Raw genomic sequence first — 14335 nt, forward strand, 5'->3', positions numbered from 1 at the left:
GCCTAGCAGATCCGCGGCAGCGGATCGTCCTCCAGCTCCAGCAGGGGCCGCTCCCCGCCCCAGTCGTTGACCAGCAGCACCCGGTCGTGGTCCGCCACGAGGGTGCCGATGCGCGCCGCCGAGCGTCCCTTGGGCAGGGCCCGCCAGCGGTCCAGGGCCTCCGCGGCCGCCTCGGCGGCGACGATCGCCACCACCCGACCCTCGCAGGGCAGGTAGAGGGGATCGAAGCCGAGCATCTCGCACACGCTGCGCACGCCGCCGCGGATCGGGATCCGCTCCTCTTCGAGACGGATGCCCAGGCCGGTGGCCCGCCGCACCTCGTGCAGCACCGTGGCCAGCCCGCCGCGGGTGGGGTCGCGCATGAAGCGCAGTCCCGCCAGGGGCAGCAGCGTTCGGGTCAGGGGCAGCACGCTGGCGCTGTCCGATTCGATATCCCCGCTCAGGCCGAATGCCTCCCGGGCCAGCATCACCGCGACGCCGTGGTCACCCACCGGCCCGCTGACCAGCACGGCGTCGCCGGCCCGGATGGCCGAGGGGCCGAGGGCGAGGTGGCGCGGCCGTATGCCGATTCCCGAGACACCGAAGTAGAGCCCGTCGCACAGCCCCCGGGGCAGGACCTTGGTGTCGCCGGCCGCCACCTGCACGCCGCAGGCCCGCGCGGCCTCGGCCAGGCTAGCGACGACCCGCTCCAGCGTCGCCAGGGACAGGCCTTCCTCTAGGAAGGCGTTGACGGTCAGGTAGCGGGCCGTCGCCCCGGCGACGGCCAGGTCGTTGACCGTGCCGTGGACCGCCAGCCGGCCGATGTCGCCGCCGGGAAAGCACAGCGGCTGCACCGTGACCCCGTCGCTGCTCACGGCCAGCGCCTCGTCGTCGGCCAGGCGGTCGGGCAGCCAGGCGGCGTCGGCGAGCGGGGCCAGGCAGGGATTGCCCAGATGGCGAACGAAGACCGCGTCGATCAGCTCGCGCATGCGCCGGCCGCCGTTGCCGTGGGCGAGGGTGATGGTGTCGGGCGTCGTCACTCACTGCTCCTCATCATGGGATGTCCGGGCGCTGTCGTCCGACCGATATGCTCGATGACCTGGCCGACGCTGACGGCGGCGTCGTTGCAGGGCAGGCGCTCGTGGAGCAGTACCTCGAAGCCGTCGGCCGCCAGGCCGGCGGCGGCGAGCTCGGTCAGGCGGCGGTTCTGGAACACCCCGCCGCTCAGGCCGACCGTGGCGATCCCGCTGGCCTCGCGGGCCGCCCGGGCCTGGTGGCGCAGGCTCTCTGCCAGGGTCGAATGCAGGTCCGCGGCGCGCTCGGCCGGCGAGCGGCGGGCGTCGGCGAGGTGGCGCACCAGCGGGCGCCAGTCGACGCGCAGCACCCCGCTGTCGTCGCGGGCCAGGGGCAGGGCCAGCGCCCGTCCTTCCCCCTCGGCCAGGGCCTCGACCTGCATGGCCGCCTGGGCCTCGAAGCTCGCGTGGTTAAGCCCCAGCAGCAGGGCGGCGGCGGCATCGAACAGCCGGCCCACCGCGCTGCAGGACGGGCTGTTGAGCCGCCGCCGCCAGGCCTGGTGGAGCAGCGCGAGCTCGTCTTCGGCGACGCCCTCGGGGCGCCAGTCGAGGCCGGCCTGCCAGCCGAGCAGGGCCGCCAGGCGCCAGGGCGCGCGGATGGCCGCCTCCCCGCCGGTCAGGGCGAAGGGCAACAGCGAGGCATGGCGTCGCCACCGGCCCGGCCGCCCCAGCAGGGCCTCGCCGCCCCACAGGGTGCCGTCGTCGCCCAGCCCGGTGCCGTCCCAGGTGAACACCAGCAGCGTCTCGTCGAGGCGGCCATGCTCGCCGCACAGGGCGGCGGCATGGGCGTGGTGATGGGCCACGCCGTGGCGGGGCAGGCCGCTGTCCCGTGCCCAGCGGGTGCCGTGGTAGTCGGGGTGCCGGTCGTGAAGGACGGCCTCGGGGCGTACGCCGTAGGACGCGCCAAGGCGCTCGGCCATGTCCGCGAAGGCCTGCTGGGCGCGCAGGCCGTCCAGATCGCCAAGGTGCGGCGACAGCACCAGGCGCTGCCCCCAGGCCAGGGCGAGGGTGGCCTTCTGGTGGGCGCCCGTGGCCAGCACCGGGGCCGACAGCGGCGCGGGAAGGGTAAGTTCCAGCGGCGTCGCGCCGCGGCCGAGGCGCAGCGGCCGCGCCCGGTCGGCGATCACCCGGCGGACGCCGTCATCGACGGCGTGCCGAATCTCGCGATCGTGATGCAGGAAGGCGTCGGCGATCTTGCCGAGGTGTGCCTCGGCGGTGGCGGCGTCGGTGACGATCGGGTCGCCGCCTGGATTGGCGGAGGTGGCGACCAGGGGGCGGTCCAGCGCCTGCAGCAACAGGTGATGGAGCGGCGCATAGGGCAGCAGGGCGCCGACCTCGCCGAGGCTTGGGGCGATGCCTGCCGCGAGGCTATGCTTCTCGCACAGCGCCACCAGCACGATGGGGCGCTCGTCGCTCGTCAGGGCCCGGGCGGCGACCGGCTCGACGACCGCGTGGCGTCGCACCGCGTCCAGGCCGTCGGCGCCGGTCCATGGAAACATCACCGCGAATGGCTTGTCCGGGCGATGCTTGCGGGCGCGCAGGCGCGCCACCGCCTCGGGACGGCCGGCATCGGCCATCAGGTGATAGCCGCCCACGCCCTTGACGGCGACGATCCGGCCCTCGGCCAGGGCGGCGACGGCCGCCGCCAGGGCCGCTTCGTTGCCCGGGATCTCCCGGTCGCCGCCCACCCAGCGCAGCCGCGGCCCGCAGTCGGGACAGCCGATGGACTGGGCATGGAAGCGGCGATCCTCGGGATCCTCGTATTCCCGCCGGCAGGCGGCGCACAGCGGGAAGGCCGCCAGGCTGGTGCGGGCTCGATCGTAGGGCAGCGCCTCGATCACGCTGTAGCGCGGTCCGCACTGGTCGCAGTGGGTGAAGGGATAGCGGTGGCGGCGATCGGCGGGGTCGGCCATCTCCGCGAGGCAGGCCGCGCAGACCGGCAGGTCCCGCGGCAGCGGGCCGGGGGCGTCGCCGTCGCTTGCCAGGATCGTGAAGGGGCGCGACAGCTCGGCGGTGATATCCCGGCTCTCGGTGATGCGCGGAGCGGCGCGGGGCGGGGCCTCGTCGACCAGGGCGCGGGCGAAGCGCGCCAGGTGCGCCGGCGGCCCCTGGGCCTCGACCACCACCCGGCCGCCCTGATTGCGGACCCGTCCCGCCAGGTCCAGGCGGTGGGCCAGGCGATGGACGAAGGGCCGGAAGCCGACGCCCTGGACGCCCCCCTCGAGCACCCAGCGGCGCGCCGCCTCGGGGCCCTCCACGGTCAGGGGCACGGCCGGCGGCGACGCGTCCGGCGGCTCCGGATCGGTGACGCCGCCGCTCCACCAGAGGCGACAGGCGCCCTCCTCGGAAACCATGCAGGGCCCCACCGGGCTCTCCGGGCGGCAGGCGCGGCCGTATAGCCGGCACTGCGGTGGCCGGATCCGGCCCAGCACGACCCCCGCGCAGTCGCATCCCGGTGGCATCTCGCCGCGCCGTCGATAGGCGGCCTCGAGCGCCTCCGGGAAGCGGCGCCGGGCGTCGCGCTCGGCCAGGGCATCGCCGCAGGCATAGCCCGAGCCGGGCAGGACGCCAATGCCGCGCCACTGCGCCGGGCCGACCGCGAAGCGCTCGGCCAGCAGCGCACGGGCTCGTGGGTTGCCGGCGGCGCCGACGCACTGCGGGTAGGCGTTGTCGAGCCGCGCTTGCCCCTCGGCGACCTGGACCAGCACCGCATGCAGGCCGGCCAGGATCAGCGCCGGCGTGAAGCCGGCCACCGCGGTGGGCAGGCCGTGGTCCTCGGGGACGAAGCGCCACTGGTCGGCGCCCATCAGGGTGGCGACGTGGCCGGGGGCGATCAGGGCGTCGAAGTCGGGACGCTCGCCGTCGAGCAGATGGGCTACCGCCGGCCAGGTCTGGCGGGCGCTGAGCAGCAGCAGCAGGTTGTCGGGCAGGTCCGGGCGGGAGAACAGGGCGGCGACCGGGGCCGTGGTGGTCTCGAAGCCGGCAACGAAGAACACCACCCGGGCCTCGGGATGCCGGCGGGCCAGCGCCAGCGCCTCGGCTGGCGAGGCCACCGGCTGGACCCGGCCACCGCGGGCGCGCGCCACCTGCAGCGAGCGGGGCTCGCGGCGGGGGGCGTTGCAGGGCACCCTCACCATGTCGCCGAAGGTGGCGACGATCACGCCCTCGGTCAGGCTGAGGGCAATGGCGGTGTGAATGTCCTCTTCGGGGCAGACGCAGACCGGGCAGCCCGGCCCGGGAATCAGCTCCAGGTAGTCGGGCAGCACCTTGCGCAGGCCGGACTGGGTGATGGTGCGCTCATGGCCGCCGCAGACGTTCATCACCCGCAGCCGCCCCGAGGCGGGCCGCGGCAGGGCGCGCAGGCGCGCGAGCCAGTCGCCGGGTGACGCCGCCATGGGTCAGGCCGGGCTCCGGGGCCGGGTCAGGAGGTCGCCGCCCGCGTGGGCGGCGACCGGGTGGAAGACGGAGCGGCGCCGTTCGGCCAGGCGGGCCTCGAGCCACGCGAGCCAGCCGTCGATCCGACCGGCACTGGCGCTGACCTCGAGCACGGGGGCGGGGCAGGCGAGGCGCCGCACATGCGCTGCCACGGCCTCGACGGCGAAGTCGTCGAGCACCGCCAACAGGTCGCACTTGGTGACCAGCACCAGATCGCTGGCGCGGAACATGACCGGATACTTCAGCGGCTTGTCGTCGCCCTCCGGGGTCGAGAGCAGGGTGACGCTGGCATGCTGGCCGAGATCGAAGCTCGCCGGGCAGACCAGGTTGCCGACGTTCTCGATGAACAGCAGGTCCAGCGCCTCGAGGGACAGCGCGTGCAGGGCATCGTGGATCATCGCCGCGTCGAGGTGGCAGGCGCTGCCGGTGGTGATCTGCACCGCCGGCACCCCCTTGGCGCGGATGCGGCGGGCGTCGTTCTCGGTCTCCAGGTCGCCCTCGATCACCGCCAGGCGGTGCCGGTCCCCCAGCGCCTCGATGGTGGCCTCCAGCAGGCGGGTCTTGCCGGCGCCGGGCGAGGACATCAGGTTGACCACCAGCACGCCGGCGGCATCGAAGTGCGCGCGGTTGTGGTGCGCGAGGCGGTCGTTGCGGGTCTTCAGGCTCGCCAGCACCTCGACGGTCCGGTCGTCGCGTGCGGGGCCGTGGCGGTCGGGCAGGGCGCAGCCGCAGGTCTCACACATGAGGCGCCTCCTGGTCATGCCGCGGTGACGGATCGGCCGCAAGCCCCACGCTCTCCAGCAGCAGTTCGTCGCCGGCGATCAGGCGGGTCCGCCACTCGCCGCAGCGGGGGCAGCCGAGGTCGGTGGCGAGCGCTTCGCTATCCCGGCCACAGGCGGGGCAGTGCACGCGCACGGGGCAGGGGATCAGCTCGAGGCGGGCCCCTTCGGCGAGGGTGTGGCGGGCGGCGAACGGGAAGGCCGTTTCCATCAGCGCGGGCTCGGCGCCGGAGAGGGGGCCGAGGCGCAGGCTGACTCGCCGGACCCGGGGGGCGCCATGCCGCTCGGCGACCCGACAGGCCTGGTCGACGAGCGACCGGCACAGGCTCAGCTCATGCATGGCCCGCCCCTTCGCCGCTCGCGGCGGCGTCCGCCTCGTCGAGCAGCCGCCAGGTGGCCAGGGCCTCCTGCGGGTCGAGGCGCTGGAACGCATAGCCGACGTGCACGATGACGTAGTCGCCCACCGCGAGGGGCTGGTCCTGGACCAGCATCAGGTCGATGTCGCGCTCGATGCCGCGGCAGGCGGCACGGGCGACGGCACCCTCGATCCGGGTGATGCGCATGGGGATGGCCAGGCACATGGTGGCCCCTCGCTGTCTTCCCAGTCGCCGGCCGTGAGGCGTCGGGATGCCCCGACGGGGACGGCGACCTACTGAGAAGCACTATAGAAGAGGGGGAAGGAGACCGAAACGCAGCGCGGTCCACGGTGCGGCAGGCGCCAACGACAGCGGCCGGCTCCCTCGGGAGCCGGCCGCTTTCTTGCGTGCCTCTGGCTGGAGCGGGCGGCGTCGCGCGCCGCCGGGCTCAGGGCAGTTCGGCGCTGTGATAGACGTTCTGCACGTCGTCCGCGTCGTTGAGCATGTCCAGCAGCTTCTCGAACAGCGCCACGTCGTCGCCTTCCACCGGGGTGGTGGCCTGGGGCAGGAACTGGATCTCGTCGGTCTCGAAGTCCAGCTCGCCGAAGGCATCGATCAGCGCCTGCTTGGCCTTGGCGTACTCGGTGTGCGGGGCGAAGACGGTGATGTGGCCGTCCTCGTTCTCGATGTCGGTGACGTCGACGTCGGCCTCCATCAGCGCCTCGAGCACGGCTTCCTCATCGCTGCCCTGGAAGGCCAGGATGGCGCAGTGGTCGAACATGTGGCTGACGCTGCCCGGCGTGCCCAGCTTGCCCTTGGACTTGTTGAAGCAGGTGCGCACGTCGCCGATGGTGCGGTTCGGGTTGTCGGTCAGGCACTCGACGATGACCATGGCGTTGCCCGGGCCGAAGCCCTCGTAGCGCGCCGGCTCGTAGTCTTCGCCGCCGACGCCGGTGGCCTTGTCCAGCGCCTTCTCGATCACGTGGGACGGCACCTGATCCTTCTTGGCGCGCTCGATCAGGCCGCGCAGCGCCAGGTTGCCGTTGGGGTCGGCACCGCCCTGCTTGGCGCAGACGTAGATCTCGCGGCCATACTTGCTGTAGACCTTGGTCTTGGCGGCGGCCGTCTTGGCCATGGATTCCTTGCGGTTCTGGAAGGCCCTGCCCATTGCATTTTCCTGTTGCGACTGTTCTCGGCCATGGATTCTACGAGACAGCGGGCGCCGGTGACAGCCCTGATTTTTCCCGCCGCCGGCGTCTACACTGGCCTCAGGCCAACCGCTGGAGTCCGTCGCATGGATCATCACGCCTATCGCCAGGCCCTCGCCGAACGCCTGGCCGGCAGCGAGCTGCCGGTGCCCGAGGCCGAGCTCGACGCCCGCTGCCGGCGCCTGCGCGAGGCCATGGCCGAGGCCGGCCTGGACGCGCTGCTGCTCACCGATCCCGCCGATCTCTACTATCTCACCGGCTATCACACCTTCGAGGTCTCGGTGCACGCCTGTCTGGTGGTCGACGCCGCGCGCCTGGTGCTGCAGGTGCCGTCCATCGAGACCGGCCCGGCGGTGGTCACCGCCCGGGTCGACGAGGTGCTCGGCTATCGCTGGGAGAGTCCGGAGGAGGTGATCGCGCCGCTGGCCGAGACCCTGGCGGCGCATCGCGCCATCGGCCTCGACCCCATGAGCGCCGGGCTGCGTCACGGCGTGCTGGCGCCGCTTCAGGCGCGGCTCGGCGCCGAGCGTTTCCGCGACGACGGCGGGGCCCTGGTCGATGCGCTGCGGCTGGTGAAGAGCCCGCTGGAGCTCGACTGCCTGCGCGAGAGCGCCCGAATCACCGGGCTCGGCATCCGCGCCGCCCGTGAGGTCATCGCGCCCGGCGTCACCGACGACGCGGTGGCCGCCGAGGGCGCCCGGGCGATGCTGACGGCGGGCAGCGAGTTCATGAGCCTGCAGCCCATCGTCACCGTGGGGCCGCGCTCCGGCACCATCCACCTCAACCACAAGCGGCGCACCATTGGCGCCGGCGAGCCGGTGTTCCTGGAGTTCGGCTCGGCCTGGGAGCGCTATACGGCGCCGATGATGAGCACCGTCGTGGCCGGCCGCGCCGACGACGAGATGCGCCGGCTGCACGACGCCTGCCGGGCCGCCTTCGAGGCCCTGTGCGCGGCGATGCGGCCGGGCAATACCTTCGATGACGCGGCCCGGGCCGGCGAGGCGGCCATCGCCGGCATGGGCGAAGGAATCGCCGAGCGGGCCTTCTTCTCCGGCGTCTTCGGCTACTCGGTGGGCGCCCAGTTTCCGCCCAGCTGGGTCGAGGGCACGGGATATATCGCCCGCGGCCAGGCGCGGGAGCTCGAGGCGGACATGGTCTTCCACCTGCCGCTGTGCCTGCGCCTGCCGGGGCGCTTCGGCATGGGGGTGAGCGACACCGTGCGCGTCACCCCGAATGGCGGGGAGCCGCTCACCGACAACGACTGGCAGTTGCACGAGCGGCCTTGAAGCGCGCGCGAGTGCCCCCATTGTGGTTTAAGTTAGCAAGCTATTCATTGAATCTGGAGGTAGCATGCAGGTCGTCACTCTCAAGGCTCCGGGCGGGCTCGATCATCTCGAACTCGGCGAACAGGCGGCACCCGGCGATCCCGGCCCCGGCGAGATTCGCTTGCGCCTGCACGCCAGCTCGCTCAACTTCCACGACTACGGCGTGGTGGCCGGTGCGATGCCCACCGAGGACGGGCGCATCCCGATGTCGGACGGCGCCGGCGAGGTCGAGGCGGTCGGCGAGGGCGTGACCGAGTTCGCCGTCGGCGATGCGGTGGTCTCCACCTTCTTCCCCGAGTGGCTGGACGGCCCGGCGCGCCACGGCGACTTCACCACCGTGCCGGGCGACGGCGTCGACGGCTACGCCCGCGAGGCGGTGGTGCGCCCGGCGACCTGCTTCACCCGCCAGCCGGCGGGCTGGTCCCATGCCCAGTCGGCGACCCTGACCACCGCCGGGCTGACCGCCTGGCGGGCGCTGGTGGGCGACGGCGGCCTCAAGGCCGGCGATACCGTGCTGGTGCTGGGCACCGGCGGCGTGTCGATCTTCGCCCTGCAGTTCGCCCGCATGATGGGCGCGCGGGTGATCGCCACCTCGTCGTCCGAGGCCAAGCTCGAGAAGCTGCGCGAGATGGGCGCCGAGCACGTCATCAACTACCGCGAGGAGCCCGAGTGGGGCCGCAAGGTGAAGGAGTTGACCGGCGGCCGGGGCGTCGACCACGTGGTCGAGGTGGGCGGCCCGGGCACCCTGGCGCAGTCCATCGAGGCGGTACGCATCGGCGGCCATATCTCGCTGATCGGCGTGCTGACCGGCCGCGGCGGCGAGGTGCCCACGGCCAAGCTGATGGCCAAGCAGGCGCGTCTGCAGGGGCTGATCGTCGGCAGCCGCACCCAGCAGCAGGAAATGATCCGCGCCGTCGAGGCCAACGGCATGGTGCCGGTGATCGATCGCGAGTTCCCGCTCGGCGAGATCGCCGACGCCTTCCGCCACCAGGAAGCCGGCCGCCACTTCGGCAAGATCTGCCTGACCTGGTAACTTCGCCCGCCTGACATCGCGGGTAATCCCCATGCGCCGCCGCGCCCTTGCCGGGTGTCGGCGGCGCGCGCATTCTGGGGGCATGCCCGCTGTCCTGAGGTGCCGATGTTCCGCTTCTTCGAGACCCTGGTCGATCCCTATCCCGAGCGCGAGATGGGCGTGCCGCCGCGCGGGCTGTTCGCCTTCATCCGCTTCTATTCGCGCCCGGTGGCGGGGCTGCTGGTGGCCATGTCGGTGGTCGCGGGGCTGGTCTCGGCGGTGGAACTGGTGTTCTTCCACAGCATGGGCCAGCTGGTCGACTGGCTCTCCAGCGCCGAGCGCGAGGGCTTCTTCGCCGCCCACGGCTGGCGCCTGGCGGGGCTGGCGGCGCTGGTGCTGTTGGGCCTGCCGTTGCTGGTGCTGCTGCGCTCGCTGCTGACCCACCAGGGCATCTTCGGCAACTATCCGATGCTCGGCCGCTGGCTGTCGCACCGCCAGATGCTGGCCCAGAGCATGGCCTTCTTTCAGGATGAGTTCGCCGGCCGCGTGTCCCAGAAGGTGATGCAGACGGCGCTGGCGATCCGCGAGACGGTCATGAAGCTGATGGATCTGCTGGTCTACGTGGTCGTCTACTTCGTCGGCGCCATGTGGCTGCTGGGCAGCGCCGAGCCCTGGCTGGTGGCGCCGCTGGTGCTGTGGCTGGCCGGCTATATCGCCCTGATGCGGTTCTTCGTGCCGCGGCTGCGCGCGGTGTCCATGGCCCAGGCCGACGCCCGGGCGCACATGACCGGGCGCATCGTCGACAGCTACAGCAACATCCAGACCATCAAGCTGTTCGCCGACCGCCGCCGCGAGGAGGCCTACGCCCGCGACGCCATGGAAGGTTTCATGACCACGGTTCACGGCCAGATGCGCCTGGCCACCTGGCTGTCGGTGTCGCTGACCGCGCTCAACTCGCTGCTGCTGGCCTCGGTGGCGACGCTGGCCATCGGCGCCTGGTACCTGGAGATGGTGTCGCTGGGGGTGATCGCGGTGGCCATCGCCCTGGTGATGCGCATCCGCTTCATGTCCGACTGGATCCTGTGGGAGGTGGCGAGCCTGTTCGAGAACATCGGCACCGTGCAGGACGGCATCAACACCATCGCCCGGGAGCCGGCGGTGCAGGACGCGCCGGACGCGGGCGAGCTTTCCGTGAGCCGCGGCGAGATCCGCTTCGAGGCGCTGCGCTTCGGCTACGAGCGCCCCGGGACGGCGCTGGAACGACCGGTGTTCGACGGCTTCGACCTGACCATCGCCCCGGGCGAGAAGGTCGGGCTGATCGGCCGCTCCGGGGCCGGCAAGTCGACGCTCGCCCACCTGCTGCTGCGCTTCTACGACCTGCAGGGCGGGCGCATCCTGATCGACGGCCAGGACATCGCCGGCGTCACCCAGGAGTCGCTGCGCCGCCACATCGGCATGGTCACCCAGGACACCTCGCTGCTGCACCGCTCGGTGCGCGACAACATCCGCTATGGCAGCCCCGAGGCCGACGACGAGGCGATCATGCGGGTGGTGCGCCAGGCCCATGCCGACGGCTTCCTCGACGAGCTGGTCGACCCCAAGGGGCGGCGCGGCCTGGACGCCCACGTCGGCGAGCGCGGCGTGAAGCTCTCCGGCGGCCAGCGCCAGCGCATCGCCATCGCCCGGGTGCTGCTCAAGAACGCGCCGCTGCTGGTGCTCGATGAGGCCACCTCGGCGTTGGACTCGGAGGTCGAGGCGGCCATCCAGGAGCAGCTCTACGCGCTGATGGCGGGCAAGACGGTGATTGCCATCGCCCACCGGCTGTCGACCATCGCCATGCTCGACCGGCTGGTGGTGGTCGACGAGGGGCGCATCGTCGAGGTCGGCAGCCACCGCGAGCTGCTGGCCCGCGACGGCCTCTACGCGGCGCTGTGGCGGCGCCAGTCCGGCGGCTTCCTGGGGCTCGAGTGCGACGAGGCCGAGGCCACTCGCGCCGAATCCGCCGCGGAGCGCTGAGCGTCTCCTCGACGGGCGACTGCTTCACCCCGCGTCGGGCGAGCGTGCCATCAGGGCCGACAGCGAGCACCGCTGGCGCCCGTCGGCATCGAAGTTGTCCGGCGACAGCCAGTGCCGGAGGTTCGTCTCGATGGCCGGCCATTCGGCGTCGAGCATCGAGAACCAGGCGGTATCCCGATTGTGCCCGAGCACTACGCGGTGCTGGCGAAAGATGCCCTCGAAGCGAAAGCCCAGCCGCGTGGCGGCCCGCCGGGAAGGGGCATTGAGGGCGTCGCACTTCCACTCGCAGCGGCGGTAGCCCAAGGCGAAGGCGTGTCGCATCATCAGCGCCATGGCCTCGGTGGCGGCCGGCGTACGCTGCAGACGCGGCGAGAAATGGAGATGGCCGATCTCGATGCTGCCGTGTTCGGGCACGATGTGCAGATAGGCGGCCACTCCCACCGCTCGCCCGCTGTCCCGCTCGACGATGGCATGGAAACGCGGGTCGCGGTGATCGGCCTGGGCGGCGAGCCAGGCATCGAACCCCGTCCTGTCCTCGTAGGGCATGCCGCCGAGATAGGTCCAGCGCGCCTCGGGAGCGTCCCGGGGCCCCTTGCCAGACTCGCCGAGCGCAGCATACAGGGTGCCGCCGTGACGATCCGGATCCAGCGGCTCGACGCGCACCCGATCACCGCTAAGGGTGTCGCTCGCAATGGGTGTTGCGCCTTGCCATCCGTGGACCGCCTCGCCGATGGGCTGGCCGAAGGGCGTGTGCGGGCGCGTCGATGTCCCGAGTGTCTCAGTGCTCATTGTCACTCTCCGTGTCGAACAGGGTCTGGTCATAGCGTTCGGTATAACGCCCCAGTTGCCGGGCCAGAGGATCGTCGCTGGCGCCCAGCCCGGCCAGCACGCTGGCTCGATCATCCCTGGATCGGTGTTGGCCCAGCTTGGCGGTTCCCTGCAGTTCATCCAGCCGAATCCGGAAACCGACCACGCCGGCGAGCAGTCGACACCGATAGGCCTCGCTCATGAGCGTGGCGTCGTCCAGCAGGTCGGGCTCGTACCGGGCCACCAGCGCGTCCAGGGACGCCAGGGTGGCGGCATCGTCGAGGCATTCGACGATGCCGCGAGCGTGCACGACCGCATAGTGCCAGGTCGGCACCGCCGGCCCGGCAGCATACCAGTGCGGCGACACGTAGCCGTGGGGCCCGTTGAAGACCGCCAGTACCCGTCGGCCCTCCAGCTCGTGCCCGTGCGGATTGGCGCGGGCGAGGTGGCCGTAGAGGGTGCCGAGCTCGCCCTCGTCGCGCGCGAGCACCAGCGGCAGGTGGCTGACCCGCAGGCGGTCGTCGGTGAGCGTGGCGAAGCCGTGGGCGTCGATCAGCGCCCGTGCCTGCGCCAGGGGCATGCGAGTGTCGCGAGGGCGATAACCGGGGCGTGCCGGTGCCGTGTCATGCGCCGGGGGTGCCGTGTCATGCGCCGGGGAAGTCGCTGTCCTCGTGCCTTGCATGGTGATCTCCTTGGACTGAGTGGCGATGGGCGATGACAGTCTCGGAGTCTGTGGGCATAGTGGTTCCCTGATAAGAACCACTATTGGAGAAAACGATGGAACCGGTTGTTGCCGCGCGGGCCGACTGGCTCGGCGAGGCACTGGGCATGGCACTGAGCGAGGCGTCCTCGCTGCCGCTGACGCGCCGCCTGTATCGGTCGCTGCGCGACTGGGTGCAGTCTGGGCGCCTGGCCAGCGGTGCTCGGCTGCCGTCCTCCCGCCGCCTGGCGCGGGAGCTGGGCGTAGGGCGCAACACCGTGCTGGATGCCCTCGACCAGCTGGTCGCCGAGGGCTTCCTGGAGGCTCGACCCGGTGCCGGCACCTATGTGGCCGACCTGCCGTTCGGCCGTGATGAACCGATGTCGGAGATGCCGGCGGGTGACGTTGCGCCGGCGGCGTCGCTGTCAGGGCGGGGCGAGCGCCTGCTGCGACTGAGCGGCGCCTCGGCCGGGCATCACGAGGCCTTCCCGCCGGGCGTGCCGGCCCTCGACCGTTTCCCCGACGAGCTCTGGCAGCGCCTGCTTCGGCGCCACCAGCGGCGAGCCCCCGAGGCCTGGGGGGACTATCGTACCGAGGGCGGCGTGCCGGCGCTGCGCGAGGCGCTGTGCGACTACCTGCGGCTGTCGCGCTCTGTGCGCTGCCGCCCGGAGCAGGTGCTGGTGGTGCAGGGGGCCCAGCAGGGCTTCGAGCTGATCGCGCGGATGCTTGCCGATCCCGGTGAGGCGGTGTGGATGGAGGAGCCCGGCTACGGCGGCGCCCGGGCCTGCTTCGAGGCCTCCGGCCTTTCGCTGGTGCCGGCTCCGGTGGATGACGAGGGCATGAACCCGGTGCGGATGCCGGACGGCCACGGCGACCCGCGTCTGATCTACCTCACACCCTCCCATCAGTATCCCTGCGGCGTGACCATGAGCCTTGCGCGGCGACTGGCGCTGATCGAGGCGGCCGAGCAGCACGGCGCCTGGATCGTGGAGGACGACTACGACAGCGAATTCCGCTACGGCCAGCGGCCCGTCGCCGCCCTCCAGGGGCTCACCGAGGCGGCGCGGGTGATCTACGTCGGCACCCTCAGCAAGGTGCTCTATCCTGGGCTCCGGCTCGGCTATCTGGTGCTGCCGGAACCGCTGGTGGAGCCCTTCCGCCGCGCCAACGCGCGGCTGCATCGCGAGGCGCAGTATCCGGTGCAAGCGGCGCTGGGCGAGTTCATCGCCGCCGGGCATTTCTCGCGGCACGTGCGCCGCATGCGCGAGTGCTACCGCCAGCGCCAGGCGCTGCTGCGCAAGGCGCTGGCGCCCGCCGTGGCGCGGGGGCTGGTGCTGTCGGAGGGGCAGGCCGGCATGCATCTGGTGGCCTGGCTCGACGATCACGATCTCGAAGCGGCCTTGGTCGAGCGCGGAGAGGCGGCCGGCATCACCCTGGCGCCGCTGTCCGGTTTCTATCAGCGGGCGCCGGGGCGGCCGGGTCTGGTGCTGGGCTACGCCGGCACCCGCGACGCCGAGATCGAGCGCGCCGGACGCTGGCTGGCCGAGGCCTGGCTGGCGCTGATCGACGGAACTGGTTGATGGAGACGGCCGAGCCCCCGACGCCGGGCTCCACTATCCTCTGACGGGAGGCGGCCGGCTCCGAG

The 14335-nt window shown here is 72.3% G+C and carries 12 protein-coding genes; 4 read left to right on the forward strand and 8 right to left on the reverse strand.

The window, feature by feature from the left end; translation table 11 throughout:
• Positions 1 to 2: 2 nt before the first annotated feature.
• The 6 genes from hypE to MYL53_RS11875 form a co-directional block, all read right to left on the reverse strand.
• Positions 3 to 1019: a hydrogenase expression/formation protein HypE gene (hypE, locus tag MYL53_RS11850; protein ID WP_247854165.1), complete on the reverse strand. Its 1017-nt coding sequence runs from the start codon at positions 1017 to 1019 to the stop codon at positions 3 to 5.
• A complete protein-coding gene (hypF, locus tag MYL53_RS11855) occupies positions 1016 to 4447 on the reverse strand; it encodes a carbamoyltransferase HypF (RefSeq protein WP_247854166.1) in 3432 nt (1143 codons plus the stop codon). The genes hypE and hypF overlap by 4 nt, the downstream gene beginning before the upstream one ends.
• A 3-nt stretch (positions 4448 to 4450) precedes the next feature.
• Positions 4451 to 5230, reverse strand: a complete 780-nt coding sequence (gene hypB / locus MYL53_RS11860) for a hydrogenase nickel incorporation protein HypB (RefSeq protein ID WP_247854167.1) — start codon at positions 5228 to 5230, stop codon at positions 4451 to 4453.
• Positions 5223 to 5606 carry a hydrogenase maturation nickel metallochaperone HypA/HybF gene (locus MYL53_RS11865; protein WP_247854168.1) on the reverse strand — a complete coding sequence of 128 codons (384 nt, stop codon included), beginning with the start codon at positions 5604 to 5606 and terminating at the stop codon, positions 5223 to 5225. Before MYL53_RS11865 ends, hypB begins: the two co-directional genes overlap by 8 nt.
• On the reverse strand, positions 5599 to 5847 hold the full coding sequence (locus MYL53_RS11870; protein ID WP_247854169.1) for a HypC/HybG/HupF family hydrogenase formation chaperone: 249 nt from the start codon (positions 5845 to 5847) through the stop codon (positions 5599 to 5601). Before MYL53_RS11870 ends, MYL53_RS11865 begins: the two co-directional genes overlap by 8 nt.
• Positions 5848 to 6070: 223 nt before the next feature.
• Positions 6071 to 6790 carry a YebC/PmpR family DNA-binding transcriptional regulator gene (locus MYL53_RS11875; RefSeq protein ID WP_247854170.1) on the reverse strand — a complete coding sequence of 240 codons (720 nt, stop codon included), beginning with the start codon at positions 6788 to 6790 and terminating at the stop codon, positions 6071 to 6073.
• A 126-nt stretch (positions 6791 to 6916) separates the two neighbouring features.
• Between MYL53_RS11875 and MYL53_RS11880 the strand changes: the two genes are divergently transcribed.
• The 3 genes from MYL53_RS11880 (at position 6917) to MYL53_RS11890 (ending at position 11183) form a co-directional block, all read left to right on the forward strand.
• A complete protein-coding gene (locus MYL53_RS11880; RefSeq protein ID WP_247854171.1) occupies positions 6917 to 8116 on the forward strand; it encodes a M24 family metallopeptidase in 1200 nt (399 codons plus the stop codon).
• A gap of 64 nt (positions 8117 to 8180) precedes the next feature.
• Complete coding sequence (locus MYL53_RS11885) at positions 8181 to 9188, forward strand: zinc-dependent alcohol dehydrogenase family protein (RefSeq protein ID WP_247854172.1); 1008 nt, start codon at positions 8181 to 8183, stop codon at positions 9186 to 9188.
• 105 nt (positions 9189 to 9293) lie between these two features.
• A complete protein-coding gene (locus tag MYL53_RS11890) occupies positions 9294 to 11183 on the forward strand; it encodes an ABC transporter ATP-binding protein (RefSeq protein ID WP_247854173.1) in 1890 nt (629 codons plus the stop codon).
• 24 nt (positions 11184 to 11207) lie between these two features.
• Here MYL53_RS11890 and MYL53_RS11895 read toward each other — a convergent pair whose 3' ends face one another.
• Positions 11208 to 11972: a GNAT family N-acetyltransferase gene (locus MYL53_RS11895; RefSeq protein WP_247854174.1), complete on the reverse strand. Its 765-nt coding sequence runs from the start codon at positions 11970 to 11972 to the stop codon at positions 11208 to 11210.
• The gene (locus tag MYL53_RS11900; protein WP_247854175.1) at positions 11962 to 12570 is read right to left on the reverse strand and encodes an FMN-binding negative transcriptional regulator; all 609 of its coding nucleotides are present in this window, start codon (positions 12568 to 12570) and stop codon (positions 11962 to 11964) included. The genes MYL53_RS11895 and MYL53_RS11900 overlap by 11 nt, the downstream gene beginning before the upstream one ends.
• Before the next feature lie 197 nt (positions 12571 to 12767).
• Between MYL53_RS11900 and pdxR the strand changes: the two genes are divergently transcribed.
• Entirely contained in the window at positions 12768 to 14270 is a 1503-nt protein-coding gene (gene pdxR, locus MYL53_RS11905) for a MocR-like pyridoxine biosynthesis transcription factor PdxR (protein ID WP_247854176.1), read from the forward strand.
• The last annotated feature ends 65 nt before the right edge of the window (positions 14271 to 14335 follow it).

The organism is Halomonas getboli (genome assembly GCF_023094245.1).
Classification (GTDB): Bacteria; Pseudomonadota; Gammaproteobacteria; order Pseudomonadales; family Halomonadaceae; genus Halomonas; species Halomonas getboli.

Excerpts from the sequence above, each read along its gene's own strand:
- MYL53_RS11900 (WP_247854175.1), bottom strand. The coding sequence starts at position 12,570 with ATGCCCCTGGCGCAGGCACGGGCGCTGATCGACGCCCACGGCTTCGCC.
- MYL53_RS11875 (WP_247854170.1), bottom strand. The coding sequence starts at position 6,790 with ATGGGCAGGGCCTTCCAGAACCGCAAGGAATCCATGGCCAAGACGGCC.
- MYL53_RS11880 (WP_247854171.1), top strand. The coding sequence starts at position 6,917 with ATGGATCATCACGCCTATCGCCAGGCCCTCGCCGAACGCCTGGCCGGC.
- MYL53_RS11890 (WP_247854173.1), top strand. The coding sequence starts at position 9,294 with ATGTTCCGCTTCTTCGAGACCCTGGTCGATCCCTATCCCGAGCGCGAG.
- hypF (WP_247854166.1), bottom strand. The coding sequence starts at position 4,447 with ATGGCGGCGTCACCCGGCGACTGGCTCGCGCGCCTGCGCGCCCTGCCG.
- pdxR (WP_247854176.1), top strand. The coding sequence starts at position 12,768 with ATGGAACCGGTTGTTGCCGCGCGGGCCGACTGGCTCGGCGAGGCACTG.
- hypB (WP_247854167.1), bottom strand. The coding sequence starts at position 5,230 with ATGTGTGAGACCTGCGGCTGCGCCCTGCCCGACCGCCACGGCCCCGCA.
- MYL53_RS11870 (WP_247854169.1), bottom strand. The coding sequence starts at position 5,847 with ATGTGCCTGGCCATCCCCATGCGCATCACCCGGATCGAGGGTGCCGTC.
- MYL53_RS11885 (WP_247854172.1), top strand. The coding sequence starts at position 8,181 with ATGCAGGTCGTCACTCTCAAGGCTCCGGGCGGGCTCGATCATCTCGAA.
- MYL53_RS11865 (WP_247854168.1), bottom strand. The coding sequence starts at position 5,606 with ATGCATGAGCTGAGCCTGTGCCGGTCGCTCGTCGACCAGGCCTGTCGG.
- MYL53_RS11895 (WP_247854174.1), bottom strand. The coding sequence starts at position 11,972 with ATGAGCACTGAGACACTCGGGACATCGACGCGCCCGCACACGCCCTTC.